Source organism: Rhizobium bangladeshense (assembly GCF_001662075.1).
Classification (GTDB): Bacteria; Pseudomonadota; Alphaproteobacteria; order Rhizobiales; family Rhizobiaceae; genus Rhizobium; species Rhizobium bangladeshense_B.
The window spans coordinates 1-23,555 of sequence record NZ_LYPL01000010.1 but is presented as its reverse complement, the minus strand read 5'-3'; the positions used below and the strand labels follow the sequence as shown (position 1 = coordinate 23,555).

22 protein-coding genes and 1 pseudogene are annotated in these 23,555 nt (G+C 63.2%); 12 read left to right on the top strand and 11 right to left on the bottom strand.

What is annotated here, in order from left to right; all coding sequences use genetic code 11:
• The first annotated feature begins 70 nt into the window (after positions 1 to 70).
• The 6 genes from A7X77_RS19575 (at position 71) to fhuB (ending at position 7,897) form a co-directional block, all read left to right on the top strand.
• Entirely contained in the window at positions 71 to 829 is a 759-nt protein-coding gene (locus A7X77_RS19575; RefSeq protein WP_064684510.1) for a fumarylacetoacetate hydrolase family protein, read from the top strand.
• A 130-nt stretch (positions 830 to 959) separates the two neighbouring features.
• The gene (locus tag A7X77_RS19570; RefSeq protein WP_064684509.1) at positions 960 to 1,844 is read left to right on the top strand and encodes a helix-turn-helix domain-containing protein; all 885 of its coding nucleotides are present in this window, start codon (positions 960 to 962) and stop codon (positions 1,842 to 1,844) included.
• Positions 1,845 to 2,005: 161 nt separating this feature from the next.
• Entirely contained in the window at positions 2,006 to 4,165 is a 2,160-nt protein-coding gene (locus A7X77_RS19565) for a TonB-dependent siderophore receptor (protein ID WP_064684508.1), read from the top strand.
• A 95-nt stretch (positions 4,166 to 4,260) separates the two neighbouring features.
• The gene (locus A7X77_RS19560; protein ID WP_064684507.1) at positions 4,261 to 5,040 is read left to right on the top strand and encodes an ABC transporter ATP-binding protein; all 780 of its coding nucleotides are present in this window, start codon (positions 4,261 to 4,263) and stop codon (positions 5,038 to 5,040) included.
• Between the two features lie 3 nt (positions 5,041 to 5,043).
• Complete coding sequence (locus A7X77_RS19555; protein WP_064684506.1) at positions 5,044 to 5,928, top strand: ABC transporter substrate-binding protein; 885 nt, start codon at positions 5,044 to 5,046, stop codon at positions 5,926 to 5,928.
• Complete coding sequence (gene fhuB / locus A7X77_RS19550; protein WP_064684505.1) at positions 5,921 to 7,897, top strand: Fe(3+)-hydroxamate ABC transporter permease FhuB; 1,977 nt, start codon at positions 5,921 to 5,923, stop codon at positions 7,895 to 7,897. Before A7X77_RS19555 ends, fhuB begins: the two co-directional genes overlap by 8 nt.
• 348 nt (positions 7,898 to 8,245) lie before the next feature.
• Here the strand turns inward: fhuB and mmsB are convergent, their stop codons facing one another.
• The 8 genes from mmsB to A7X77_RS19510 form a co-directional block, all read right to left on the bottom strand.
• Positions 8,246 to 9,127: a 3-hydroxyisobutyrate dehydrogenase gene (mmsB, locus tag A7X77_RS19545; protein WP_064684504.1), complete on the bottom strand. Its 882-nt coding sequence runs from the start codon at positions 9,125 to 9,127 to the stop codon at positions 8,246 to 8,248.
• 9 nt (positions 9,128 to 9,136) lie between these two features.
• Entirely contained in the window at positions 9,137 to 10,732 is a 1,596-nt protein-coding gene (locus A7X77_RS19540) for a GMC family oxidoreductase (protein WP_064684503.1), read from the bottom strand.
• Positions 10,733 to 10,864: 132 nt separating this feature from the next.
• Positions 10,865 to 11,854, bottom strand: coding sequence for a branched-chain amino acid ABC transporter permease (locus A7X77_RS19535; RefSeq protein WP_064684502.1), 990 nt, complete (start codon positions 11,852 to 11,854; stop codon positions 10,865 to 10,867).
• Between the two features lies 1 nt (position 11,855).
• The gene (locus A7X77_RS19530; RefSeq protein WP_064684501.1) at positions 11,856 to 12,743 is read right to left on the bottom strand and encodes a branched-chain amino acid ABC transporter permease; all 888 of its coding nucleotides are present in this window, start codon (positions 12,741 to 12,743) and stop codon (positions 11,856 to 11,858) included.
• A 4-nt stretch (positions 12,744 to 12,747) separates the two neighbouring features.
• Positions 12,748 to 13,449 (bottom strand): ABC transporter ATP-binding protein, encoded by a 702-nt coding sequence (locus A7X77_RS19525; protein ID WP_064684500.1) that lies wholly within the window; start codon positions 13,447 to 13,449, stop codon positions 12,748 to 12,750.
• A complete protein-coding gene (locus A7X77_RS19520) occupies positions 13,449 to 14,231 on the bottom strand; it encodes an ABC transporter ATP-binding protein (RefSeq protein WP_064684499.1) in 783 nt (260 codons plus the stop codon). Before A7X77_RS19520 ends, A7X77_RS19525 begins: the two co-directional genes overlap by 1 nt.
• Before the next feature lie 5 nt (positions 14,232 to 14,236).
• Complete coding sequence (locus A7X77_RS19515) at positions 14,237 to 15,442, bottom strand: ABC transporter substrate-binding protein (protein WP_064684498.1); 1,206 nt, start codon at positions 15,440 to 15,442, stop codon at positions 14,237 to 14,239.
• Positions 15,443 to 15,776: 334 nt separating this feature from the next.
• On the bottom strand, positions 15,777 to 16,016 hold the full coding sequence (locus A7X77_RS19510; RefSeq protein WP_064684497.1) for a hypothetical protein: 240 nt from the start codon (positions 16,014 to 16,016) through the stop codon (positions 15,777 to 15,779).
• A 190-nt stretch (positions 16,017 to 16,206) separates the two neighbouring features.
• Here A7X77_RS19510 and A7X77_RS19505 point away from each other — a divergent pair, with 190 nt between their 5' ends.
• A complete protein-coding gene (locus A7X77_RS19505; protein ID WP_064684708.1) occupies positions 16,207 to 17,160 on the top strand; it encodes a LysR family transcriptional regulator in 954 nt (317 codons plus the stop codon).
• Here A7X77_RS19505 and A7X77_RS19500 read toward each other — a convergent pair whose 3' ends face one another.
• Positions 17,161 to 17,499 carry a cupin domain-containing protein gene (locus A7X77_RS19500; protein ID WP_064684707.1) on the bottom strand — a complete coding sequence of 113 codons (339 nt, stop codon included), beginning with the start codon at positions 17,497 to 17,499 and terminating at the stop codon, positions 17,161 to 17,163.
• A gap of 172 nt (positions 17,500 to 17,671) precedes the next feature.
• Between A7X77_RS19500 and A7X77_RS19495 the strand changes: the two genes are divergently transcribed.
• The 4 genes from A7X77_RS19495 (at position 17,672) to A7X77_RS19480 (ending at position 21,380) form a co-directional block, all read left to right on the top strand.
• Positions 17,672 to 18,859 (top strand): acyl-CoA dehydrogenase, encoded by a 1,188-nt coding sequence (locus A7X77_RS19495; protein WP_064684496.1) that lies wholly within the window; start codon positions 17,672 to 17,674, stop codon positions 18,857 to 18,859.
• A gap of 91 nt (positions 18,860 to 18,950) precedes the next feature.
• On the top strand, positions 18,951 to 19,412 hold the full coding sequence (locus A7X77_RS19490; RefSeq protein ID WP_064684495.1) for a DUF4126 family protein: 462 nt from the start codon (positions 18,951 to 18,953) through the stop codon (positions 19,410 to 19,412).
• Complete coding sequence (locus A7X77_RS19485) at positions 19,409 to 20,770, top strand: FAD-containing oxidoreductase (protein ID WP_064684494.1); 1,362 nt, start codon at positions 19,409 to 19,411, stop codon at positions 20,768 to 20,770. The genes A7X77_RS19490 and A7X77_RS19485 overlap by 4 nt, the downstream gene beginning before the upstream one ends.
• Before the next feature lie 40 nt (positions 20,771 to 20,810).
• Positions 20,811 to 21,380, top strand: a complete 570-nt coding sequence (locus tag A7X77_RS19480; protein ID WP_064684493.1) for a DedA family protein — start codon at positions 20,811 to 20,813, stop codon at positions 21,378 to 21,380.
• 15 nt (positions 21,381 to 21,395) lie between these two features.
• Here the strand turns inward: A7X77_RS19480 and A7X77_RS19475 are convergent, their stop codons facing one another.
• On the bottom strand, positions 21,396 to 22,439 hold the full coding sequence (locus A7X77_RS19475; RefSeq protein ID WP_064684492.1) for an NAD(P)-dependent alcohol dehydrogenase: 1,044 nt from the start codon (positions 22,437 to 22,439) through the stop codon (positions 21,396 to 21,398).
• Between the two features lie 526 nt (positions 22,440 to 22,965).
• Here A7X77_RS19475 and A7X77_RS19470 point away from each other — a divergent pair.
• Positions 22,966 to 23,328 carry a copper resistance CopC family protein gene (locus A7X77_RS19470; RefSeq protein WP_064684706.1) on the top strand — a complete coding sequence of 121 codons (363 nt, stop codon included), beginning with the start codon at positions 22,966 to 22,968 and terminating at the stop codon, positions 23,326 to 23,328.
• Between the two features lie 121 nt (positions 23,329 to 23,449).
• On the opposite strand, the pseudogene A7X77_RS19465 reads toward A7X77_RS19470, so the two are convergent.
• Positions 23,450 to 23,555 (bottom strand): annotated as a pseudogene (locus A7X77_RS19465) (IS5 family transposase); the annotation flags it as partial.

Sequence of the window (23,555 nt, the reverse complement as noted above, 5' to 3'; positions counted from 1 at the left end):
TCAAGAACGCCCTTGTTCGTTCCTGTCTGGCAGTTAGTGTGCGCCTCGAAAATCAGGTCGAGGAGACAGCATGACAGAGGCATTCGATCCACGCGCCCTTGCCGCCAGGCTGCACAGCCTGCGCCAAGCCGGCCGACAGGAGGAAACCGGCACTTTCACGCTGCCGACCGACCTGCATCAGGCGATGGAGGCGCAGAATTTCCTGACTGCGGCCGACGGCATTTCCAGCAATGCCTGGAAGGTGACGGTCTCGCCGCAGGGTCAGGCGGTCACCGGCCCGCTACATCCCTATGCCGAAGCGGCCTCGGGCGCGAGCATCCCCTGGTATCCGGGCATGAAGTTCGAAACCGAGATCGCCGTGCGCCTCGGCAAGGATCTGCCGATCCGCAGCGAGACTGCCTATAGCCGCGCCGAAGTGGTCGAGGCGATCTCCGCTGCCCATCTCGGCGCCGAGCTGCTGGTCAGCGCGGTCAGGGAAAGCGGCAGCATTTCCTTTCTGCTGTTTACATCAGACCGCCTCGGCAACAGCGGCTATGTACTTGGCCCCGAGCTTGACAAAAGCGCTGTCGATACCGCCGCCGGCACGCCGCTCAAGGTCACCCATGCCGGCCGCACGATCTATGATGGGCCGGCCCAGCATCCGAAGGGCGACGTTCTCACCTGGCTTGCCGATTACGCCAATGACGGCCTACGCCCGGAGACATCGCTGAAGGCAGGTGCGCTGATCACCACGGGCACGTTGAGCGGCGCGATCGAACTGACGGAGCCAGGCGAGATCGACATCCTCTTCGGCGACAGCCAGCTCCGTTTCTCGGTGGCGAAGCCCTGATCGATCGCGGCTTGCCGTTCCCGAATCTGGACCTCATTCGGTGATTGTCATCCGGTTCCGCCTGCTGTAATAAACTTGAGTATCAATTGAAGGTTTATCTCCGGCCGCTCGGCCGGAGGCGGAAGTGGAAATGACGTTTCAACCGCGGATGCAGAACAAGATCCAGGGCTTCTCCGTCATCGGCGGGGTGCATCGCCGCCAATGGAATGGCATCGTCGCCGATGTCTGGGACGTCGAATGCGCCGCTTATGCCGGCGGCTATTATGTCTCGCGGGATCCGCGGCTCTTCATCATGCTCGACAAACGGGGACCGGGCAATTCGCGCATCAAGCTGTCGCCGAAGGCCGAGGGCGCCGTTCAGGATGCGGAAAAGCGGCCGATCTCCTATGTGCCGGCCGGCATAGAAGTCTGGGCCGATCTCACCGGCGTGCATTCGGTGCGCCACCTCGACGTCCATTTCGACGCCGACACGATCAGCCGCCGGCTGATGGAGGACATAGACCCGCGTCGTCTCGGAAGCCCACAGCTTCTCTTTTCCGACGAGCGCCTGCTGGCGCTGGCGCAGCTGGTCGCCGCCGAATGCCTCAATCCGGAGCCGCTGCACGATCTCTATGGCGACGGCCTCGCGCTGGCGCTGATCATCGACGTGCTGAAGCTTTCCAAGGCGGTGCCGCGCAAACGCAGCAAGCTCGCCTCCTGGCAGCTTCGCCGCGCCACCGATTTCATCGAGGAAAACTGCCTGCGCAACATCCGCCTCGAGGAACTCGCCGGCCTGACCGGCCTGTCACAATCGCATTTCAGCCATGCCTTCAAGGCTTCGACCGGCATCGCGCCGCACCAGTGGCAGACCAATGCCCGGCTCGACAGGGCTAAGCGCCTGCTCGTCGACAGCGAATACGCCTTGACCGCGATCGCCGCCGAGACCGGCTTTGCCGACCAAGCCCATTTCACCCGAGTCTTCCGCAAGCATGTCGGCAGCACGCCGGCCAGCTGGAAAAAGGCCCAGCTCGCCTGATTGCAATGGTCATCGGGCAATTGCATGCGAGGCGGAGAATTGCCCAAAAACGTTCAAATTTCCCCGATCCGGACAAGCCGAGGCGATAAAATTGAGTTACACGCTCACCTTATTAAGGCTTCGCCGCGCCAGCGTCGCGGCACGAGTGGGGTAGACAAGGCATGCGCGGGCAGACCAGGGGTCGCAATTTCAAGATAAATCTGTTGGCAGGCGTTGCGATCGCCAGCCTGATCGCGGGCTCCGCCGCGGCACAGCAGGCGACGTCGACGGAGCTCGAGCCGATCGTCATCCAGGGCAGTGGCGACACCGCGACCAGTCCTGTCGAGGGCTATGTCGCCAAGAAGTCCTCAGCCGGCTCGAAGAGCGATACCCCGCTCAACGAAATCCCGCAGTCCGTCTCCGTCGTCGGCACCGAGGAAATGGACGATCGCGGCATCACCAACAAGATCGACGAGGCGCTGCTCTATACGCCGGGTGTCACCTCGCAGCCCTTTGGCAATGACGGCGATACCGACTGGTTCTATATCCGCGGATTCGACGCCGGCCAGACCGGCGTCTTCTTCGACAATCTGACGCTTTTCAGCTACGGCTTCGGCGGCTTCCAGCTCGATCCGTTCATGCTGGAGCGCGTCGAGGTGCTGAAGGGCCCGGCTTCCGTGCTTTATGGCGGCGCCAATCCCGGCGGCATCGTCAATCTCGTCCGCAAGCGCCCGCTCGACGAGCCGCTCTTCTATACGGAGATCGGCATCAACAGCAACGGCAACGCCTTCACCGGCTTCGATGTCTCCGACAAGATCGGCTCCAGCGGAGCGATGAGCTACCGCATCACCGGCAAGGTTGCGGGCGGCGACAATTATTCGGATTTTTCCGAGGATGTCCGCGGCTTCATCATGCCCCAGCTGACGATCTCGCCGGATGACGGCACCAGCCTGACGATCTGGGGCAGCCTCGCCGGCCTCGATCAGGTGCATACCGGCAACGGCTTCTTTCCCTATGTCGGCACCGTCGAGGACGCGCCGTTCGGCAAGATCGACCGCGACGCCTTTTATGGCGAGCCCGACATCGATGACGGCAGCTATGTTCAGAAGATGATCGGGGTCGAATTCGAGCATGAGTTCGGCAACGGCATCAACTTCTCCCAGAACCTGCGCTACGGCCGGCTCGACAAGCACGAAATCGGCCCCTACCTGAACGGCTGGGTCGGCGGTGTGCCGACGGGTCCGGACTATCAGCTGGCGCGCATCGGTTTCGAGGGGCGCTCCGGCGTCGACACCTTCTCGATCGACAACCGGCTCGACGGCGAGACCGACATCGGCGGTGCCACGCATAATCTTCTCGTCGGGCTTGATTACACCTATTACCGTCTCGACAATTGGCAGGCCTGCTGCGGCTCCAATCCGATCAGCGCCACCGATCCCGTCTACGGCACGACGCAGGGCACCAATTTCGTCTATGCCGACGGCATCGTCACCAAGAACCAAATCGGCGTCTATGCGCAGGACCGCATCCATTTCGGTGAGGGCTGGCTGCTGACGCTGAACGGCCGCTACGATTATGTCGATATCGACCAAGATGCCAGGATCGGCACGACCTTCAGCACCAACGACAGCGCCGTCAGCGGCCGCATCGGCCTTGCCTATGAGTTCGACAACGGCCTGACGCCATATGTCAGCGCCGCGACTTTCTTCAACCCGCTGATCGGCACCGGTGTATCAGGCGCCCTGAAGCCGGAGGAAGGCGAGCAGTTCGAAGGCGGCATCAAATATGAGCCGAGCTTCATCGACGGCTCGCTGACCGCATCGGTCTTCCACATCACCAAGCGCAACAACACGGTCACCAATCCGGCGACCTTCGCCCAGAGCCAGCTCGGCGAGGTCGTTTCGCGCGGCGCCGAACTCGAAGGCAAGGTCAATATCAACGAGAACTGGAAGCTTCTCGCTTCGCTTGCCTATACGGACATGGAAGTGACCGAGAATGAGGCTAACCCGGCTCTCGTCGGCAATTCACCCTATATCGTCCCGAAAGTGACCGCCTCCCTGTGGCTCGACTATACGCTGACGACAGGTGCTTTCGAAGGCATGAGCTTCGGCGCCGGCGTGCGCCATCAGGGCTGGTCCTGGGCCGATGAGGCCAATACCGAGAAGGTGCCGGCCGCCACTCTCGTCGATGCGGCGATCCGCTACGAGCGGGAAAACTGGGGCGCCGCGCTCAACGTCACCAATCTCTTCGACAAGGAATATGTCAAGGGCTGCGGCGGCCTGACCGTCTGCGGTTATGGCGATGCCCGTACCGTCACCTTCAAGCTCAGCAGAAAGTGGTAAGTTGACAATCTTAGTTTAGTTTTGCAGGAACCTGCTGGAAAAGGAGGGCAAGCCCCTCCCGAACCCCGTTTGCAGCGACGAACCTGGAGCAGACCATGCCCTCGCCTTTTCTTGCCCTCTCGGGAATCGATTATGCCGTCGGGCCGAAATCCATTCTGCACGGTATCGACCTGACGCTCGAGCAGGGCCGCATCTACGGGCTGGTGGGGCCGAACGGGTCCGGCAAGAGCACGCTTTTGAAGATCATCGCCCGCCAGGTCGCGCCGAAATCCGGCGCCGTCGCCTTCGGCGGCAAACAGGCGGCCGACTGGGGCGCCCGCGAATTTGCCCGGCACGTCGCCTATATGCCGCAATTTACGCCGGCGACCGACGGCATGACCGTGCGGGAACTGATCGCGCTCGGCCGTTTCCCCTGGCACGGCACGCTCGGCCGCTTCACCGCGACCGATCGCAACAAGGTCGAAGAGGCGATCGCCCGCACCGAACTCGAGGATTTCGCCAATCGCCTCGTCGCCAACATGTCCGGCGGCGAACGCCAGCGTGCCTGGATTGCCATGATGCTCGCGCAGGATGCCCGCTGCCTGCTGCTCGACGAGCCGACCTCCGCACTCGATCTCGCGCATCAGGCCAGCGTTCTCTCACTGGTCAAGGAACTCAGTCACGAACGCGGGCTGACCGTCATCGTCGTCCTGCACGACATCAATCTGGCCGCGCGCTATTGCGATGCGATCATCGCGCTCAACCGCGGCCGGATCACCGCCGAAGGCACGCCCGCCGAGATCATGCAGACCGAGACGCTGCAGTCGATTTTCGGCGTCGGCATGGGCGTCTTTCCGCATCCGGTTCGCAACGAACCGGTGAGCTATCTGCTGTAGGCCATGGCTTTTCTGGCTTACTTCTCCCGCAGGCAATTTCTGGCTGGTGCGGCGGCCTCGCTCTCCGCCCCCGCGCTGGTGCGGGCAGCGGAGGGCTTGCGCGTCGCCACGCTCGACTGGGCGCTGCTCGAAACCCTGCTTGCCATCGGCGCCGACGTCGTTGCGGCAACCGAATTGCGGCAGTTCCGCGAGGTCGCCGTCACACCTGGCGTGCCGGCAGCGGTGGCCGATCTCGGCCTGCGCGGCACGCCGAATTTCGAGGTGCTGCGGTTTGCACGACCGGAGCTGATCTTCAATTCGAACTTCTATGCATGGGCCGACGATCGCATGCGTCTGATTGCGCCGGTGGAAAGCCATGCGATCTACAAGCCCGGCGAAAGCCCCTTCGCGCTGGCCGAGCAGGTAACGCTTGCACTTGGCGAGCGCCTGCAGCTTCCCGCCGCCAGGCAGTTGACCGAGGCGCTTTCAGCCCGGCTCGACCGCCACCGCTCTCTCTTTGCCGCGGGCGACGGGCGGCCGGTCATCCCGATCAATCTCGGCGACGCCAGGCATTTCCGCGTCTTTGGCGCCGACAGCATGTTCGGCGAAGTGCTGAACCGCATCGGCCTGACCAATGCCTGGCAGGGTGCGACCAGCTACTCGGCGGCGGCGCCCATCGGCATCGAGACATTGGCGTCGATGCCCGACGCCTGGATCGTCATGATCCCGCCGCACCCGGCCGACGCTCTCGCCGCGCTCTCCCGCAGCGGCTTCTGGAGTGCCTTGCCGGCCGTGCGCGAAAAGCGCGTGCTGATGCTCGGCTCGATCAATCCCTATGGCGCGCTGCCGGCCGCCGGCCGCTTTGCCGATCTGTTGGCGGAGGGGCTCGGCCATGCATGGAATGGTTAGCCGCGCCAGGCCCGCACGACGCGCGGGCGCGCCTATCATCGGCATCATCCTCGCCACGCTCTGCATCGCTGCCTTCGCGCTCCTCATCGTCACGCGCCCCGAGCTTCCGCACAATGATGCCGATGCAGCCATATTGAACGCAGTGCTGCTCTGGGACAGCATCATGCCCCGCGCCGCGCTGGCCCTGATCGCCGGCGCCGCACTCGGCCTTTCCGGCGCATTGCTGCAGCGTGTGCTGCGCAATCCAATTGCCGACGCCTCGACGCTCGGCATCGCCGCCGGCGCGGAACTGGCAATGACGGCGGCCATGAGCGTCTCGCCTCTCCTCATCGGTTTGCCGCGCGAGATGATCGCCTTTGGCGGCAGCATCGCGGCTGTCGCCATCGTGCTGGCTCTGAGCTGGCGGCGCGGGCTCGATCCAGTGACGGTGGCGCTTTCCGGCATGATCGTCAGCCTGATCGCCTCGGCGCTCAGCGTCACGCTGGTCCTTTCGCGCGGCGAATATGCCATGTCGATCTATATCTGGGGCGCCGGTTCGCTCAGCCAGCAGGATTGGAACGGCGTGCTGTCGCTCGGCCCCCGGCTCATCCTCGGCTTTGCCGCCGCCTTGCTGCTGGTGCGGCCGCTGCGCATCCTCGCGCTCGACGACAGCGGCGCCAGGAGCCTCGGCCTCGCCCTGCATTCGATCCGCCTGGCGATCGTGGCGCTTGCCGTTTGGCTTGCCGCGTCGGTGACGTCGGAGCTCGGCATCATCGGTTTTCTCGGCCTCGCCGCACCTGCGATCGCCAGGCTTGCCGGCACGCTTAGCTCCGACCGGCTAATGGTGGCCGCGCCGCTGACCGGCGCCGGCCTGCTCTTCCTGACCGATTGCCTGACCCAGATCCTCGGCCCCGGTTTTACCGATCTCGCGCCCACGGGCGCCGCAACCGCCCTGCTCGGCGGCCCGCTGCTGCTCTTTCTGCTGCCGCGCGTGCACTCCGTTTCAGCCATTGCCGCCCGGCCGGCCGGAATGCTGAACAGGCTCGCAAAGCCGATCCGGGCGCTTGCTTTGCTCATCACTGCCCTTCTCCTGCTCTATGCCGTCGTCCTCACTTTCGGCCCCACCGACGACGGCTGGAAGGTCGCGACCGGCACGCTGTTGACCGATCTCCTGCCCTTCCGCCTGCCGCGCACGATAGTGGCCGCAGGCGCCGGCGCCATGCTGGCGGCGGCCGGCCTCATCATGCAAAGGATGACCGGCAATCCGATCGCCAGCCCCGAGGTGCTCGGCGTCAGCAGCGGCGCCGGGGCGGGCCTAACCGTGGCGCTCTTTCTCTTCAGCTTCCCCTCGCCCGTCACCATGCTGCTTTCCATGGCGTTCGGGGCGCTGGCAGCCTTCCTCGCAATGATCGCCATTTCCGCCCGCGCGGGGTTCTCGCCGGAACGCATGCTGCTTGCCGGCGTCGGCATCGGCGCCTTCGCCATGGCGATCGTGACCATGGTGCTCGCCCAGGGCGATATGCGCGGCTATATCCTGCTCACCTGGCTGTCCGGCTCGACCAACCGCGCCGGCGCCTTCGAAGCCTGGACGGCCATCCTCTCGCTTGCCGTGCTGACCGTACCCCTGCCCTTTCTCAGTCGCTGGCTGACGATCCTGCCGCTCGGGGCCGGCCTCGGTCGCACTGTCGGCCTTCCTGTCGAGGCAAGCCGGCTGGTGCTCGCCATCCTCGCCGCGCTGATGACGGCGATCGCCTCGTTCCTCGTCGGCCCGCTCAGCCTCACCGGCCTCCTCGCGCCGCATCTCGCCCGCCTCAGCGGCTTCCGCAGGCCGGATCACCAGCTTGCGGCGAGCCTCATCTTCGGCGCCGGCGTGCTGATGGCGGCGGACTGGCTGTCACGCGTCGTCATCTATCCCTACCAGGTACCGGTCGGCCTCTTCGCCGCGCTGATCGGCGGCCCCTATCTCGTCTGGCTGCTGTCGCGAAAATAGGGCCGGCAGAACGTCGCCCCATTCTCCCTCCTATGCTCGTTACAGAAACCAGCGCGCCCAAGTCCTCGGGCGCGGGAGACTCTCTTCAAGGCCTGTGGGTTCACTCACCGCGCCGACGAGCGGTTGCTGGATTCCGGGCTCAAGGCCTGGAATGACGGAGGTTGGGGTGTTACGGCCAAACGAGCCGTCGACGTTTCGGATGCGAGCGGTGCTTGGTGCCTGTTATAGCGCCGCCTTCATCCGCTGCGCCAACGGCGAGTTTGGCGCAGCCGCAACCCTCACCCTCCGTCCTGCTCGGCCTTGAGCCGAGCATCCACACCGCATCCATTGGCCGGGTCGAAAGGTTGCTTACTTCCGCTCGCGGAACATCTCGATAATCGCCGAAAAATCCCTGCCGCCGTTGCCCTGCTTCTCGAACAGCGCAAAAAGCTGGGCCGCCTCGGCACCCATCGGCGTCGACGCGCCACTTGCCAGTGCCGCCTCCTGCGACAGCTTGAGATCCTTGAGCATCAGCGCTGCGGCAAAACCCGGTTTGTAGCCGTTATTGGCGGGCGAAGTCGGCACCGGTCCCGGCACCGGGCAATAGGTATTGATCGACCAGCACTGGCCCGACGAGGTCGAGGCGACATCGAACAGCGCCTGGTGCGAGAGGCCGAGTTTTTCGGCGAGCACGAAGGCTTCGCAGACGCCGACCATCGAAATCCCGAGGATCATGTTGTTGCAGATCTTCGCGGCTTGGCCGGCACCCGCCTCGCCGCAATGGACGATCCTCTTGCCCATGGCCTCGAGGATCGGCTTCGCCTTGGCGAAGGCCTCGTCCGAGCCGCCCGCCATGAAGGTCAGCGTGCCGGCGCTCGCCCCGCCGGTGCCGCCGGAGACGGGTGCGTCGAGCGACAGGCAGCCTGCAGCCTTGGCCATCTCATGCGCCTTGCGGCTGCTGTCGACATCGATGGTGGAGCAATCGATCACCAGCGTGTCCTGCGCCGCCGTCTGCAGGATATCGGTCCAAGCCGTCAGCACGTGCCGGCCCTGCGGCAGCATTGTGATGACGATCTCTGCGTCCTTGACCGCTTGGCTGGCATGACTTGCCGGCTTGACGCCGCTCGCCTCCGCCGCCTTCAGCACCGAGGCCGCGAGATCGAAACCGAGAACCTCGTGACCGCTCTTGACGAGATTGGCCGCCATCGGCCCGCCCATATTGCCAAGCCCGATGAATGCGATCCTTGCCATGGTCTTCTCCTATCGATTGTCTTCGAGGATCATCGCCGCCGCCTTTTCGGCGATCATGATCGTCGGCGAATTGGTGTTGCCCGAGGTGATGGACGGCATCACCGAGGCATCGGCGATCCTGAGCTTGCCGAGCGCCCGGAACCTCAGCCGCGGATCGACGACGCTGTCCCTGTCGGCGCCCATGCGGCAGGTGCCGACAGGATGGAAGATCGTCGTGCCGATATCGCCCGCCGCCCGCTCCAGATCGGCCTCGGTCTGATAGCTGGGACCCGGCTTGAACTCCTCCGGCTTGAACCTTGCGAAGGAAGGCTGCGCGACGATCTTGCGCGTCAACCGTATCGAACGGACAGCTATGTCACGATCGCGCTGCGTCGAGAGGTATTTCGGGCTGATCGTCGGCTGGGCGGCAAAATCCGGGCTCGACAGATGCACCGAACCGCGGCTCTCCGGCCTCAGATTGCAGACGCTCGCCGTGATGGCTGGGAAAGGGTGGACGGGATCGCCGAACTTCTCCAGCGACACCGGCTGCACGTGATATTGCAGGTCCGGCGTCTCCCGATCAGGCCTCGAGCGGGTGAAGATGCCGAGCTGGCTCGGCGCCATCGCCATCGGCCCGGAGCGACGGACGAGATATTCGAGCCCGATCGCAGCCTTGCCGATCAGCTTCGTCGCCTTCTCGTTCAGTGTCGGAACGCCGGTCACCTTATAGGCCAGACGCAGTTGCAGATGGTCCTGCAGGTTCTCGCCGACAGCCTTGACCTCGGCGACGACATCGACGCCCGCCCGCTGCAGCACATCGCCCCGGCCGATGCCGGAGAGTTCCAGAATATGCGGCGAGCCGATCGAACCGGCCGAAAGGATGGTTTCTCGGGCGGCATAGGCGCGCTTCGCAACGCCGTTATGCTGGAATTCGACGCCGGCGACGGCCCCCTCCTCCACCAGCAGCCGCCGGACCTGCGCCTTGGTCAGCACGGTCAGGTTGGGGCGCCTGCGCGCCGGGCGCAGGAAGGCTTTCGAGGTGTTCCAGCGAATGCCGGAACGCTGGTTGACGTCGAAATAGCCGGAACCTTCGTTGTTGCCGCGGTTGAAATCCGCCGTCTCGGGAATGCCGGCTTCTCTCGCCGCCTGCTGGAAGGCATCGAGCACGGCCCAGCGCACGCGCGCCTTCTCGATGCGCCATTCGCCGCCGGCGCCATGCATCTCGTCTTCGCCGCGATAAAAATCCTCGGACTTGCGAAAGAACGGCAGGATATCGTCCCAGCCCCAGCCGGTGCAGCCCATCTGCCGCCAGAGATCGTAGTCGCGTGCCTGGCCGCGCATGTAGATCATGCCGTTGATCGACGAGCAGCCGCCGAGCACCTTGCCGCGCGGATAGCTTAGCGCCCGGCCGTTCAACCCCGCTTCCGGCGCGGTGGTGAAGCACCAGTCGGTGCGCGGATTGTTGATGCAGTAGAGATAGCCGACCGGGATATGGATCCAGTGGTAATTGTCGTTGCCACCGGCTTCGAGCAGCAGCACCCTGCTCTTGCCGTCGGCAGAAAGCCGGTTGGCAAGCACACAACCGGCGCTGCCTGCCCCGATGATGATGTAGTCGTAACGATCCATGTGCCCTGCACGAAGCCCCAGATGCCCCTGCCTCCCTCTCCCCGCGGGACGGGGAGAGGGAGAGTCGCATTGCCGCCGCCAATCTCTTTGCCGGGAAGGAAATCGTTCCTGGAAAAAGAGAGGTCCGCCCGTTCAGCGGCGATAGACGAAGCCCAGTTTTCGCCCGAGCCGCGAAGCGTAGAATTCGCCGATGATGCCGCGGCGGAATATCAGCACGCAGATCATGAAGACGACGCCGGTGATGATCGTCACCGGGAATTCCGACGTGGCGAGATAATTTTGCAGCGCCACGACAAGCCCTGCACCGAAGAGCGGTCCGACCAGCGTCCCGATACCGCCGAGCAGCGTCATCAGGATCACCTCGCCCGACATCTGCCAGGCGACGTCGGTCAGGGTCGCGAACTGGAAGACCAGCGATTTCATCGCGCCTGCCAACCCGGCGAGCGCTGCCGACATGACGAAGGCGCCGAGCTTGTAGCGCGCCACGGAGTAGCCGAGCGAAATCGCCCGTTGTTCGTTCTCGCGGATCGATTTCAGGATCATGCCGAACGGCGAATTGATGAAGCGCCAGATGATCAAGATACCAACGAGGAAAACGGCCAGCACGAAATAATACATGTTGGTCGAGTTGTTCAGGTCGATGAAGCCGAAGAGATGGCCGCGCGGCACCGACTGGATGCCGTCCTCGCCTTCGGTGAACTCCGCTTGCAGGCAGAAGAAAAAGAACATCTGCGACAAGGCCAGCGTGATCATCGCGAAATAGATGCCCTGACGGCGGATGGCGAAAAAGCCCATGACCAGCCCAAGGAATGCCGCGCCCGCCACGCCGATCAGGATGCCGAGTTCCGGCGGCAGCCCCCATGATTTCACCGTATAGGCGGTGAAATAGGCCGCCCCCCCGAAGAAGGTGGCATGGCCGAAGGACAGCAGGCCGGTATAGCCGAGCAGCAGATTGAAGGCACAGGCAAAGAGCGCGAAGCAGAGCAGCTTCATCAGGAAGATCGGATAGAAGAAGAACGGCGCCAGCAGCAGGAACACTAGCCCCGCAAGCAGGAAGCCCGCCTGCACCGAAAAGGCGGTCCGGCTTTTTTCCGTTCGGATGGTTTCAGTGATGTCAGCCATGTCAAGCATCCCGGCCGAAGAGGCCCGCGGGCCTGATGAGAAGCACGATCGCCATGATGACGAAGATCACGGTGTTGGAAGCTTCGGGATAGAAGACCTTGGTCAGGCCCTCGGCGATGCCGAGCACATAACCGGTCACGATCGCGCCCATGATCGACCCCATGCCGCCGACGACGACCACGGCGAAGACGACGATGATCATGTTCGAGCCCATCAGCGGCGAGACCTGGTAGATCGGCGCGGCCAGCACGCCGGCAAAGGCCGCAAGGCCGGCGCCGAGTGCGTAGGTGAAGGTCAGGAGCATCGGCACGTTGACGCCAAAGACCTGCACCAGCACGGCGTTCTCCGTGGCGGCCCTGAGATAGGCGCCGAGCTTGGTCTTCTCGATCAGCAACCATGTGCCGAGGCAGACGACGAGCGAGACGACGACCACCCAGCCGCGATAGATCGGCAGGAACATGAAGCCGAGATTGGCCCCGCCGGCAAGGGCGGGCGGCGTTGCGTAGGGCTGGCCGGACGAGCCGTAGAGATAGCGGAAGGTGCCTTCGACGGCGAGTGCCAGCCCGAAGGTGAAGAGCAGTCCGTAGAGCGGATCAAGATCGTAGAGCCGGCGCAGGAACAGCCGCTCGATGACCGCGCCGGCAAGGCCGACGATCACGGGTGCCAGGATCAGCGACGGCCAATAGCCGATGCCGGCATAGGTCAGCAGCAGATAGGCGACGAAGGCGCCAAGCATATATTGTGCGCCATGGGCGAAGTTGATCACCCGGAGCAGGCCGAAGATGATGGCGAGGCCGAGGCTGAGCAGCGCATAGAACGAGCCGTTGATCAGGCCGATCAACAGCTGGCCAAGCAGCGCCTGCAGGGGAATGCCGAAGATCATCGTCATCTGGTCACACTCCCAGAACCTTGTGCAGCGTATCCATGCGCTGCGGCAGTTCGCCGACCGGGAATTCCGACACCATCTGCCCATGATCCATCAGATAGAAGCGGTCGGCAATACGGCTGGCGAAGCGGAAGTTCTGCTCGACGAGCAGGATCGTCATGCCGCGTCCTTTCAGCGTCTGCAGCACCTCGCCGATGCGCTGGACGATGACGGGGGCAAGCCCCTCGGTCGGTTCGTCGAGAATGAGCAGCCGGACGCCGGTGCGTAAGATTCGGGCGATCGCCAGCATCTGCTGCTCGCCGCCGGAAAGCTTGGTGCCGGCGCTGCCGCGACGCTCGTAGAGATTGGGAAAGAGCTCGTAAATTTCGTCGAGCGTCATGCCGCCCTTCGCCACGACAGGCGGCAGCAGCAGGTTTTCCGACACGGTCAGCGTCGAAAAGATGCCGCGCTCCTCCGGCACGAAACCGATGCCGCGATGCGCCGTCTTGTGTAGCGGCACATGCATCATGTCGCTGCCGGCAAAGCTGATCCTGCCCTTGCGGGCGCGCACGATGCCGGTAATGGTGCGCAGCGTCGTCGTCTTGCCGACGCCGTTGCGGCCGAGAATGGTGATCGTCTCGCCTTCTGCTACCCGCATGTCGACGCCGTGCAGGACATGGCTTTCGCCGTACCAGGCGTTCAGTCCCTGGACTTCAAGGAGAGCGGCCATCAATGCTCCTCCGTGCCCATATAGGCGATGCGCACGCGCTCGTCCTGGCTGACCGTGGCATAATCGCCCTCGGCTAGAATCTCGCCGCGCTGCAGCACCGTCACATGCTGGCAGATATTGGCGACGACCGAGAGATTGTGCTCGACCATCAGCACCGCCCGGTCGCGGGCGACGTCGCGGATGATCGCCGAGACGACGCCGACGTCCTCAAGCCCCATGCCGGCCATCGGCTCGTCGAGCAGCAGCACCTTCGGGTCGAGCGCCAGCGTGGTGGCAATCTCCAGCACGCGCTTGCGGCCATAGGAAAGATCGGCAGCGAGATGATCGCGCTCCTTGGAAAGCCCGACGCTGGCGAGCAGTTGCTCGGCGCGTTCGTTCAGCCGGTCGAGCGCCGAAAGCGGCCGCCAGAACTGGGTGGAAAGATTGTTCGGCCGCTGCAACGCCACCCGCACATTGTCGAGAACGGAGAGATGGGGGAAGACCGCCGAGATCTGGAAGGAGCGCACCAGTCCCATGCGCGCCACCCTGTCGGGTGCCGTCCCAGTTATGTCCGTGCCCATCAGCGTGATCGTGCCAGCGGTCGGCTGCAGGAACTTGGTCAGCAGGTTGAAGACCGTCGTCTTGCCGGCACCGTTCGGACCGATCAGCGCATGCACGCTGGCGTCGTGGACGTCGAGATCGACGTTCTTGACGGCCGTGAAGCCGCCGAAATCGCGGCGCAGGCCGCGGGCGGATAATACCACCCGCGGCTTTCCCTGTGTTTCAATCGCGGAAACCGCCATTGCGCTCACTTCACCAGATCGCAGCCGCTCTTGGCGGGATCGATATAGGCTTCCTTGCCGGGAATGGTGGCGAGCACGTTAAAGTAATCCCACGGCTCCTTGCTGTCGGCCGGCTTCTTGACCTGCAGCAGGTACATGTCGTGGATCATGCGGCCGTTGGCGCCGACCGTGCCGCCGCGGCCGAAGACGTCATCAACAGGCATTTCATGCAGCAATTTGGCAACAGCTTCCGTCTCGTCGGTGCCGGCCTTCTGCACCGCCTTCAGATATTGCGTCACCGCCGAATAGGTGCCGGTGTGAACCATGTTCGGCATCTTGCCGGTGCGGTCGAAGAACTTTTTGGCGAAGGCGCGGCTTTCGTCGTCGCGGTTCCAGTAATAGCCTTCCGTCAGCGTCAGGCCCTGCGCTGCTTCGAGGCCGAGACCATGGACTTCGGCAAGCGTGAAGAGCAGCGCCGCCAGATGCTGGCCGCCCTGGGTGATGCCGAATTCGGCCGCCTGCTTGATGGCATTCGAGGTATCGAGGCCGGCATTGGCAAGGCCGATCACCTTGGCGCCGGACGATTGCGCCTGCAGCAGGAAGGACGAGAAGTCCTGGCTCGATAGCGGATGACGGACGGCGCCGACGACCGTGCCGCCGCTCGCCTTAACGTATTCGCTGGTCTGCTGCTCCAGCGAATAGCCGAAGGCATAGTCGGCGGTCAGGAAGAACCAGCTGTCGCCACCCTGCTTGACGAGCGCGCCGCCGGTGCCGACGGCGAGCGCATGCGTATCATAGGCCCAATGGAAGCCGTAGGGCGAGCAAGCCTTGCCGGTCAGATCCGTCGTCGCCGCACCGGTGACGATATCGATCTTCTTCTTTTCCTTGCCGATCGCCTGCACGGCGAGCGCCACCGACGAGGTCGTCAGTTCCATGATCGCGTCCACCTGCTCGGTGTCGTACCACTGGCGGGCGATGTTGGAGGCGATATCCGGCTTGTTCTGGTGATCGGCATCGACGATCTCGACCGGCACATCTAGCACCTTGCCGCCGAAATCCTCGACCGCCATCTTGGCGGCTTCGACGGAAGACTTGCCGCCAAAGTCGGCATAGACGCCCGACTGGTCGTTCAGAATGCCGATCTTGACCTTGCCGTCAGTCGCGCTCTGCGCGAGCACCGCTGTGCTGCTGGCGAGCAAAAACGCAACTGATGCAATAAGATTCTTTCGCATATTCTCTCCTCCCAGAGATTGGCCAGATTACCGATCTGTTCAAATTTGGCCGGTCGCGCTCCTCAGAACGACCGCCTCTCATCTTACGATCATGGAAATTCTCCCCTGAGGCAACGGGTGGTTTATAACTAATTCCAAACAGTATCTGTTCATTTTTGCACAGAACGAGGGCTGCACAATTTCGACCCAAGCCTCCAGGAGGCGCAAAGAGTGAGCGCACAGCGCTAGAATTAGGGCAGTTTCGACGGTTGTGCAGGGCTGGCAGCGTTCGACGAAGGACCAATCGTCTATTGATCCTTCGTCTCTGGCACATTCCGCGCGTTTCAGCCTGCCGTTATTTCCATTGCGTCCCATTCCCGGCAGCGCAGCCGTGGGGAGGCAAGGCGCCGCTGAAGGTTTCCTTCAGCTTGGCGCAGCCCCAGGCATTCAGCGGGCCCGGCATGGATGTGTTGAGCGTGATGCCGACTTCGTCATAGGGGCTGTCGGTGTTGGTAACGTAGCGATACCAGCGAAAACCGATGACGACGACGAATGCGATCGCGATCGTCAGCAGCAGGCGAACCAATTTTTTCATCAATAATTCCTCAGAATGCAAACGCGGCCCTGTAGCATTCGCGCCTAACGGCGGAAAGCACCCCCGCCGAGGCATCACCAGTTTCTCACCGGCGTCGTCTCGAAGTTAAAATACAAATAAAAACAATGAATTGTTTAAATAGCGCAAGACCATGCTATGCGTTATTGGTTGCTGAACGAAAGAAATGGCGATGAACAATCCACCGCAGTTTACCTGGGACGATCTGCAGTTTTTTCTAGCCGTCGCCCGCACCGGGCAGCTGTCGACGGCTGCACGCCAGCTGCGCTCCAGCCATGCCACTGTTTCGCGGCGCATCGACCGGCTGGAATTCGCCCTCAAGGTCAAGCTGTTCGAGCGCAATCCGCGCGGTTATGTGCTGACGGCCATGGGCACGCGCTTCGTCGAGACGGCCGAGAAGATGGAGCAGGAAACCGAGCGGCTGCGCGCCGACCTCGCTGACGGCTCGATGGCGCAGCGCGGCCTGGTGCGCCTGAGCGCCCCGGAAGGTTTTGCCAATTTCTTCTTCGCGACCGTGCTGCATCGGTTTGCCGCCCAGCACCCGCATCTGTCGCTCGAACTGGTAACGATCCAGCAGATCATGTCGCTCTCTCGCAAGGAGGCCGATCTGTCGGTCGTGCTCGACGAGCCGAAGGGCGGGCCCTATTTCGCCGAGAAGCTCACCGACTACCACCTGCAGATCTACGGCTCCCGCGACTACCTGGCAAAGGCGCCGGCGATTACCTGCCGCGACGACCTGCTTGAGCATCCCTTCGTCAGCTATATCGAGGAGATGATTTTCGCGCCGGGCCTGGATTATCTCAGCGACGTGCATCCGCGCATCAAGCCGCAGTTCCAGAGCTCCAGCATCTTCGCGCAGTTGACCGCCACCCGAAACGGCCTCGGCCTCTGCATCCTGCCCTATTTTTTCGCCAGCCGTTATCCCGAGCTGGTGCGGGTGCTGCCCGCGGAAATCGACCTCAAGCGCCAGTACTGGATCACCTGCCACCGCGATCTGAAACAGGCGCCGCGGGTGCGCGCCGTCATCGACTTCCTGCGTGAGGCGGTGCGCGGCAAGGATGCACACTTCGTGCCGCCCTATGTCACCGCCGCCGGACCGGCGCACCGGTCGGACGCCGAAACGTGACTATTTGAGGAACTCGGCCCGGTGCGGCGTGAACGTATCGATCAGCCGGCCTTTTTCCAGCGCTTTGACGCCGTGGACGAGATTGGGCGGCACGATGAAACTGCCGCCCTGCCGCAGCACCTCGGTCCGCCCGTCGATCGTCACCTCGAAACTGCCCTCGGCGACATAACTCGCCTGGATGTGCGGATGCGAATGGGCCGCACCGACGGCACCGCTCTCGAAGGCGACTTCCACCATCATCATCTCCGGCAGATGGGTCATGATGCGCCTGGTAACGCCGGGCTCCGGATTGACCCATTCAGCGCCTTCGGCCGATACGAACAGATCGCTTGACGACATTTCCGCCTCCTCGTTCCAGAATCGAACGCGGGCAAAGTGGAGCATGCCGACACTTTTGAAAAGATGGCGCGCCCCGTATTTTCGATAGGCTGGCTTCTGTTGACGCAATCGGCTGGCGGGTCTATGCGACCTTGAGCGAGGAAGCCTGAATCGTGGGTGAGGAGACGCCGCCATGCAGCATACGCGCGAGGTTTTTGACTGGGCCGATCCGTTCCGCCTGGTGGAGCAGCTGACCAACGAGGAGCGCATGGTGCAGGATACCGCCGATGCCTACGCGCAGCAAAAGCTTGCGCCCCGCGTTCTCGACGCCTTCCGCCATGAAAAGACGGATCCCGCAATCTTCCGCGAAATGGGTGAACTCGGCCTGCTCGGTCCGACGATTTCCCCCGATTACGGCGGCGCCGGTCTCGGTTACACCGCCTACGGCCTAATCGCCCGCGAGGTCGAACGGGTCGACAGTGGCTACCGTTCGATGATGAGCGTGCAGTCCTCGCTGGTTATGGTGCCGATCGAAACCTTTGGGTCTGAGGCGCAGAAGCTGAAATACCTGCCGAAACTGGCCGCCGGCGAATGGATCGGCTGCTTCGGCCTGACCGAGCCCGACCATGGCTCCGATCCCGGCTCGATGGCGACCCGCGCCAAGAAGGTCGACGGCGGCTACAGCCTTACAGGTTCGAAGACCTGGATCTCGAATGCGCCGATCGCCGATGTCTTCGTCGTCTGGGCCAAGACCGAGGACGGCCTCATCCGCGGCTTCATCCTCGAAAAGGACTGGAAGGGGCTTTCGGCCCCGGCCATCCATGGCAAGGTCGGCCTGCGCGCCTCGATCACCGGCGAAGTGGTGATGGACGCAGTCTTCGTGCCGGAGGAAAATCTTCTGCCCGGCGTCACCGGCCTCAAAGGACCGTTCACCTGCCTTAACTCGGCCCGTTTCGGCATTGCATGGGGCGCGCTCGGCGCCGCCGAGGATTGTTATGCCAGGGCACGGCAATATACGCTGGAGCGCAAGCAGTTCGGCCGGCCGCTAGCCGCCAATCAGCTGATCCAGAGGAAGCTCGCCGACATGGCGGCGGAAATTTCGCTCGGCCTGCAGGGCTGCCTGCGGCTCGGCCGCATGAAGGAGGAAGGCCATCCGCCAGTGGAACTGACCTCCATCCTCAAGCGCAACAGCTGCGGCAAAGCGCTGGAGATCGCGCGCGCGGCCCGCGACATGCTCGGCGGCAACGGCATCTCCGACGAATTCGGCATCGCCCGCCATCTCGTCAACCTCGAGGTGGTCAACACCTATGAGGGCACGCACGACATCCACGCGCTGATCATCGGCCGGGCGATCACCGGCATCGCCGCCTTTGCCAACTAAACCGTCGGTTCGGCAGGGCGAATTGCCACGCGCCTGACAATGTGCAACCTTCCCTCACGCGGCACGACGCCGGCAATGAAGGGGATCGCGCATGTTTCTGTTTCTTGCATTGCTGATCGGTGTCATCTCCGGCCTGCGCGCCATGACCGCGCCCGCTGCCGTCGCCTGGGGCGCCGCACTCGGCTGGTTCGACGTCTCGCAAACGCCGCTTGCCTTCATGGGTTACCGGTGGACGCCGTGGATCTTCACGGTTCTCGCCATCGTCGAGCTGATCACCGATCAGCTGCCCTCGACGCCGTCGCGCAAGGTGCCGGTGCAGTTTGGCGCCCGTATCGTCACCGGGGCGCTCGCCGGGGCGACGATCGGCGCCGCCAGCGGCCTGCTCTTCGGCGGGCTGATCGCCGGCGTGATCGGCGCCGTCATCGGCACCTATGGCGGTGCCGCCGTTCGCGCCAGGCTGGCCGCCTCCTTCGGCAAGGACCTGCCGGCCGCCCTCATCGAGGATGCCGTCGCCGTCATCGGTGCGGCGCTGGTCGTGGTGGCCATGTCATGAAAAGCTTAGACGCCATCGTCATCGGCGCCGGTCAGGCCGGCCCGTTCCTCGCCGCCCGCATGGTCGAAAAGGGCATGAAGGTCGCGCTGATCGAGCGCAAATTCCTTGGCGGCACCTGCGTCAATGCCGGCTGCATGCCGACGAAGACGCTGGTCGCCAGCGCCCGTGCCGCCCATGTCGCCAGAAGTGCTGCCGCTTACGGCGTCAATATTCCGGGCGACATCGCCATCGACATGAAGGTGGTCAGAGCCCGCGCCGAAACGGTGACGATGAATGCCCGCAACGGCCTGATCGGCTGGTTTTCCGGGATGGACGGCATGCACGTGATCTATGGTCATGCCCGCTTCGAGGATCCGAAGACCGTCAGCGTCAACGGCGAGACGCTGAGCGCGCCGCGCATCTTCCTCAATGTCGGCGCGCGGCCCGTCATTCCCGAACTGCCGGGTATCGATGACATCGACTACCTCACCAGCACCTCGATCATTCATCTCGACATGCTGCCGCGGCATCTGGCCGTCATCGGCGGCAGCTATATCGGGCTGGAATTCGCGCAGATGTATCGCCGCTTCGGCGCCGCGGTCAGCGTCATCGAACACGGCCCGAAGCTCGCATCGCGCGAGGACGAGGATATATCCGACGCGATCGCCGAGATCCTGCGTTCGGAAGGCATTGGCGTGCACACCGATGCGAAGGATATCGGTTTCGCAAGAAATAGCGACGGCGTGAGCGTCACCGCCGGCTCGGCGAAAATCGAAGCGAGCCACGTGCTGATCGCCACCGGCCGCAAGCCGAATACCGACGATCTCGGCCTCGAGGCCGCCGGCGTCGCCACCGACAAACGCGGCTATATCACCGTCGACGATAAGCTCGCCACCAATGTCGAGGGCATCTTTGCGCTTGGCGACTGCAACGGTCGTGGCGCCTTCACCCACACGTCCTACAATGATTTCGAGATCGCCGCCGCCAATCTGCTGGACGGCGACGACCGCAAGGTCTCGAACCGCATCCCCGCCTATGCGCTTTATATCGACCCGCCGCTTGGCCGCGTCGGCATGACGGAGAAGCAGGCGCGCGAGTCGGGGCGCAGGATCATGGTCTCGACCCGCCCGATGAGCCGCGTCGGCCGAGCCAATGAGCGCGGCGAGACCAAGGGCTTCATGAAAGTGGTGGCCGATGCCGAAACCAAGGAAATCCTTGGTGCTGCGATATTGGGCATTGAGGGCGACGAGGTGATCCACGGTCTGATCGACGCGATGAATGCCGGCACAACCTATCCCACGCTGAAATGGTCTGTGCCGATCCATCCCACGGTGTCGGAACTGATCCCGACGCTGCTCGGCGATCTGAAGCCGGTTTAGTCTTGAGCTGACGCTTCGAAACAGCTGGGGGCGGGCCGCCATGTCTATCGAACTGCTGATTGAGAATTACGGCCTGCTGGCAATCTTTCTCGGGGCCGCCTTCGAAGGCGAAACGGCCGCTTTCCTAGGCGGCGTGGTCGCTCATCGCGGCCTGCTTAACTACTGGGCGGCAGCGTCTGCGGCAACCGCCGGATCCTTCGCCGGCGACCAGTTCTGGTTCTTTGCCGGCCGATACGCCGCCCGATGGAGCCTCGTCCGTGGGCTACTGGAAAGACGGGCGCTTGCCCGCGTCACCCGGCTTCTCGAAACCTATCCCACCGGCTTCATCCTTGCCTTTCGTTTCCTGGTCGGGTTGCGGACGATCAGCCCCGTCGTCATCGGGACGACCAGGATATCGACCGGAAAATTCGTCGTCCTGAATGCGGTAGCCGCACTGGCCTGGGGACAGCTTTTCACCGCGCTCGGTTATCTCTTCGGGCACGGAATCCAGCAGACATTGGGCCACCTCCCCCTTCACCGCCACCTGCTGATCGCGGTCGGAGCGGCGGCTATTGTCGCAGCCGCCGCGCTTGCCCTTCGCAAGATGAGACCGAGTGCCGGGCACTCATAGACGTGGTGCGGCGCCCTACTCCATGACGATCTGAAGCTTAACGTCGCTCGGCCGCGCCTCAACGGCCCGATCGAAGGCCTTGATCGAATCCTCGAATGTGAAGGTCTCCGATATCAGCGGCTTCAGATCGACGCGGCCCGAGCCGAGCAGCGCGATCGAGCGCTCATATTGATGGGCGTAACGGAACACCGTTTCGATGCGGATTTCCTTGGTCGTCGCCGTCGAGACGTCGAAACCAACAGGATTGACTGGCAGGCCGACGGCGACGATGACGCCGCCCGGGCGCGGCAGCGCCATGATCGTCTCCCAGGCCTTCGGCGAACCGGAGCATTCGAAGACGATGTCGGCGCCCCAGCCGTCGGTCAGCCTGCCCACTTCTTCGATCAGATTCGTCTCGCGGATATTGACCGGGATGACACCCTGATATTGCGCGGCGATATCGAGCTTCGGCTGGGCGAGATCGGCAACGATCGCCCGGGCGCAGCCGCCGGCAAGGGCGGCAATCGCCACCATCGTGCCGATCGGGCCGGCGCCAAGAACGATAGCGGTATCGCCCGGCGCAATATTGGCCTTGCTCGCCGCCTGCATGCCGACCGCGAAGGGCTCGACCATCGCGCCCTCGGCAAAGCTGACATTGTCGGGCAACTTGAAGGTATAGTTGGCGGGATGCACGACCTCCGGCGTCAGCACGCCATGAACCGGCGGCGTCGCCCAGAAACTGACGGCGGGATCGATATTGTAAATGCCGAGCCGGCTTGCCTTGGAGTTCGGGTCGGGGATGCCGGGCTCCATGCAGACGCGGTCGCCGACTTTCAGATGCGTGACACCGGAGCCGACCTCGACCACCGTGCCCGCCGCCTCATGACCGAGCACCATCGGCGCGTTGACGACGAAGGGACCGATCTTGCCGTGGGTGTAATAATGCACGTCCGAACCGCAGACGCCGACGGTATGAACCCTGATCTTGACCTGCCCCGGTCCTGTCTCCAGCGGCAGATCGATATCGCGAAGCGCAAGCTCATGCTGGCGCTCCAGCACCAGCGCACGGACTTTGGTCATGATCGGGTCTCCTTCCCTTTTGCCCCGCAATTCATCGGGTGTCGTCGACACGGACTATAAGACCGTAAGCGGCGGCAATTCAATCGCGCTGATCAAGCTTTTGCTCAACATGTGATGAAATGCCCATTTTCTATAATCCGAAAGATTCTCGCTCCAAGACCTCTGTATGATTCCAGCCGAGGCCGACGGAGAGTACATTCTCAATTCGAGATCCCAGGGTCTCAATTCGAGATCCCAGGGTCTCAGTTCGAGATCCCGGGGTCTCAGTTCGAGATCCCCGGCGATGAGGACAGGCAGAGAGATGAAAAGCGGCCCAACGTTATCCAGGTCGTTCCGGCAATTCTGGCAGCGGCTTGCCGACCTGATCGCCGCGCTGCCGAAAGACCGCCAGCTGCAGCCGGTGCGCCTTATCGCAAGAACTAGGGATCGAAATCATCCCCCGCAGCGTTAATAGTGATGCGTCGGCGTGGCGTCACGGAAGCATGAGGGCTCCGGGCACATGCGGATCGGCACAAGGAAGACCATCATGAAGTCGATCGCGTCATTCTGTCTGTTCGCCTCCCTTCTCTTCACCGCAAGTGAAGCGTCTGCGGCCTTGGAACAAGCCTCGCTTCCGCCGCAACAGCAGGAACAAGAGCTCGTTCCTGCCAATCTTGAGCTCACCTTCACCGGCCCGGTCGATCTTGCCCGTTCGACGGCCGTGCTATTCGATGCCGAGGGTACGGCACTTCCCACAGGCAAGCCGTTTCTCTCCGGTCCTGCGGGGTCGATCTTCAAGATTCCGCTCGATCCTGCCATGGCGCCCGGCCTCTATACCGTCGACTGGCGCGTGCACTCGATGGACGGCCGCAGCGCCGAGGGCCGATACCAGTTCCGGGTCGATCCTTAATGCATGTCGCCCGGATGTGTGCAGCGGTTCCGGGACAACGATAAGCATAAAACAAACGGCTAAAGCGCGTCGCATGAATCAAATTTGATGCGACGCGCTTTAGGCCGTGGTGACAAATTAACTATTTGAGCCAAAGCATGATGCTTGCCAGCTTGATGAAGCCGAGGAAATTGGCTGCGAGTTTGTCGTAGCGTGTGGCGAGACGTCGCCATTGTTTGAGCTTGGCG

What these genes read in the sequence shown, in the direction of transcription:
- A7X77_RS19575 (WP_064684510.1), top strand. Translation starts at nt 71, where the DNA reads ATGACAGAGGCATTCGATCCACGCGCCCTTGCCGCCAGGCTGCACAGC.
- A7X77_RS19570 (WP_064684509.1), top strand. Translation starts at nt 960, where the DNA reads ATGACGTTTCAACCGCGGATGCAGAACAAGATCCAGGGCTTCTCCGTC.
- A7X77_RS19565 (WP_064684508.1), top strand. Translation starts at nt 2,006, where the DNA reads ATGCGCGGGCAGACCAGGGGTCGCAATTTCAAGATAAATCTGTTGGCA.
- A7X77_RS19560 (WP_064684507.1), top strand. Translation starts at nt 4,261, where the DNA reads ATGCCCTCGCCTTTTCTTGCCCTCTCGGGAATCGATTATGCCGTCGGG.
- A7X77_RS19555 (WP_064684506.1), top strand. Translation starts at nt 5,044, where the DNA reads ATGGCTTTTCTGGCTTACTTCTCCCGCAGGCAATTTCTGGCTGGTGCG.
- fhuB (WP_064684505.1), top strand. Translation starts at nt 5,921, where the DNA reads ATGGTTAGCCGCGCCAGGCCCGCACGACGCGCGGGCGCGCCTATCATC.
- mmsB (WP_064684504.1), bottom strand. Translation starts at nt 9,127, where the DNA reads ATGGCAAGGATCGCATTCATCGGGCTTGGCAATATGGGCGGGCCGATG.
- A7X77_RS19540 (WP_064684503.1), bottom strand. Translation starts at nt 10,732, where the DNA reads ATGGATCGTTACGACTACATCATCATCGGGGCAGGCAGCGCCGGTTGT.
- A7X77_RS19535 (WP_064684502.1), bottom strand. Translation starts at nt 11,854, where the DNA reads ATGGCTGACATCACTGAAACCATCCGAACGGAAAAAAGCCGGACCGCC.
- A7X77_RS19530 (WP_064684501.1), bottom strand. Translation starts at nt 12,743, where the DNA reads ATGACGATGATCTTCGGCATTCCCCTGCAGGCGCTGCTTGGCCAGCTG.
- A7X77_RS19525 (WP_064684500.1), bottom strand. Translation starts at nt 13,449, where the DNA reads ATGGCCGCTCTCCTTGAAGTCCAGGGACTGAACGCCTGGTACGGCGAA.
- A7X77_RS19520 (WP_064684499.1), bottom strand. Translation starts at nt 14,231, where the DNA reads ATGGCGGTTTCCGCGATTGAAACACAGGGAAAGCCGCGGGTGGTATTA.
- A7X77_RS19515 (WP_064684498.1), bottom strand. Translation starts at nt 15,442, where the DNA reads ATGCGAAAGAATCTTATTGCATCAGTTGCGTTTTTGCTCGCCAGCAGC.
- A7X77_RS19510 (WP_064684497.1), bottom strand. Translation starts at nt 16,016, where the DNA reads ATGAAAAAATTGGTTCGCCTGCTGCTGACGATCGCGATCGCATTCGTC.
- A7X77_RS19505 (WP_064684708.1), top strand. Translation starts at nt 16,207, where the DNA reads ATGAACAATCCACCGCAGTTTACCTGGGACGATCTGCAGTTTTTTCTA.
- A7X77_RS19500 (WP_064684707.1), bottom strand. Translation starts at nt 17,499, where the DNA reads ATGTCGTCAAGCGATCTGTTCGTATCGGCCGAAGGCGCTGAATGGGTC.
- A7X77_RS19495 (WP_064684496.1), top strand. Translation starts at nt 17,672, where the DNA reads ATGCAGCATACGCGCGAGGTTTTTGACTGGGCCGATCCGTTCCGCCTG.
- A7X77_RS19490 (WP_064684495.1), top strand. Translation starts at nt 18,951, where the DNA reads ATGTTTCTGTTTCTTGCATTGCTGATCGGTGTCATCTCCGGCCTGCGC.
- A7X77_RS19485 (WP_064684494.1), top strand. Translation starts at nt 19,409, where the DNA reads ATGAAAAGCTTAGACGCCATCGTCATCGGCGCCGGTCAGGCCGGCCCG.
- A7X77_RS19480 (WP_064684493.1), top strand. Translation starts at nt 20,811, where the DNA reads ATGTCTATCGAACTGCTGATTGAGAATTACGGCCTGCTGGCAATCTTT.
- A7X77_RS19475 (WP_064684492.1), bottom strand. Translation starts at nt 22,439, where the DNA reads ATGACCAAAGTCCGTGCGCTGGTGCTGGAGCGCCAGCATGAGCTTGCG.
- A7X77_RS19470 (WP_064684706.1), top strand. Translation starts at nt 22,966, where the DNA reads ATGAAGTCGATCGCGTCATTCTGTCTGTTCGCCTCCCTTCTCTTCACC.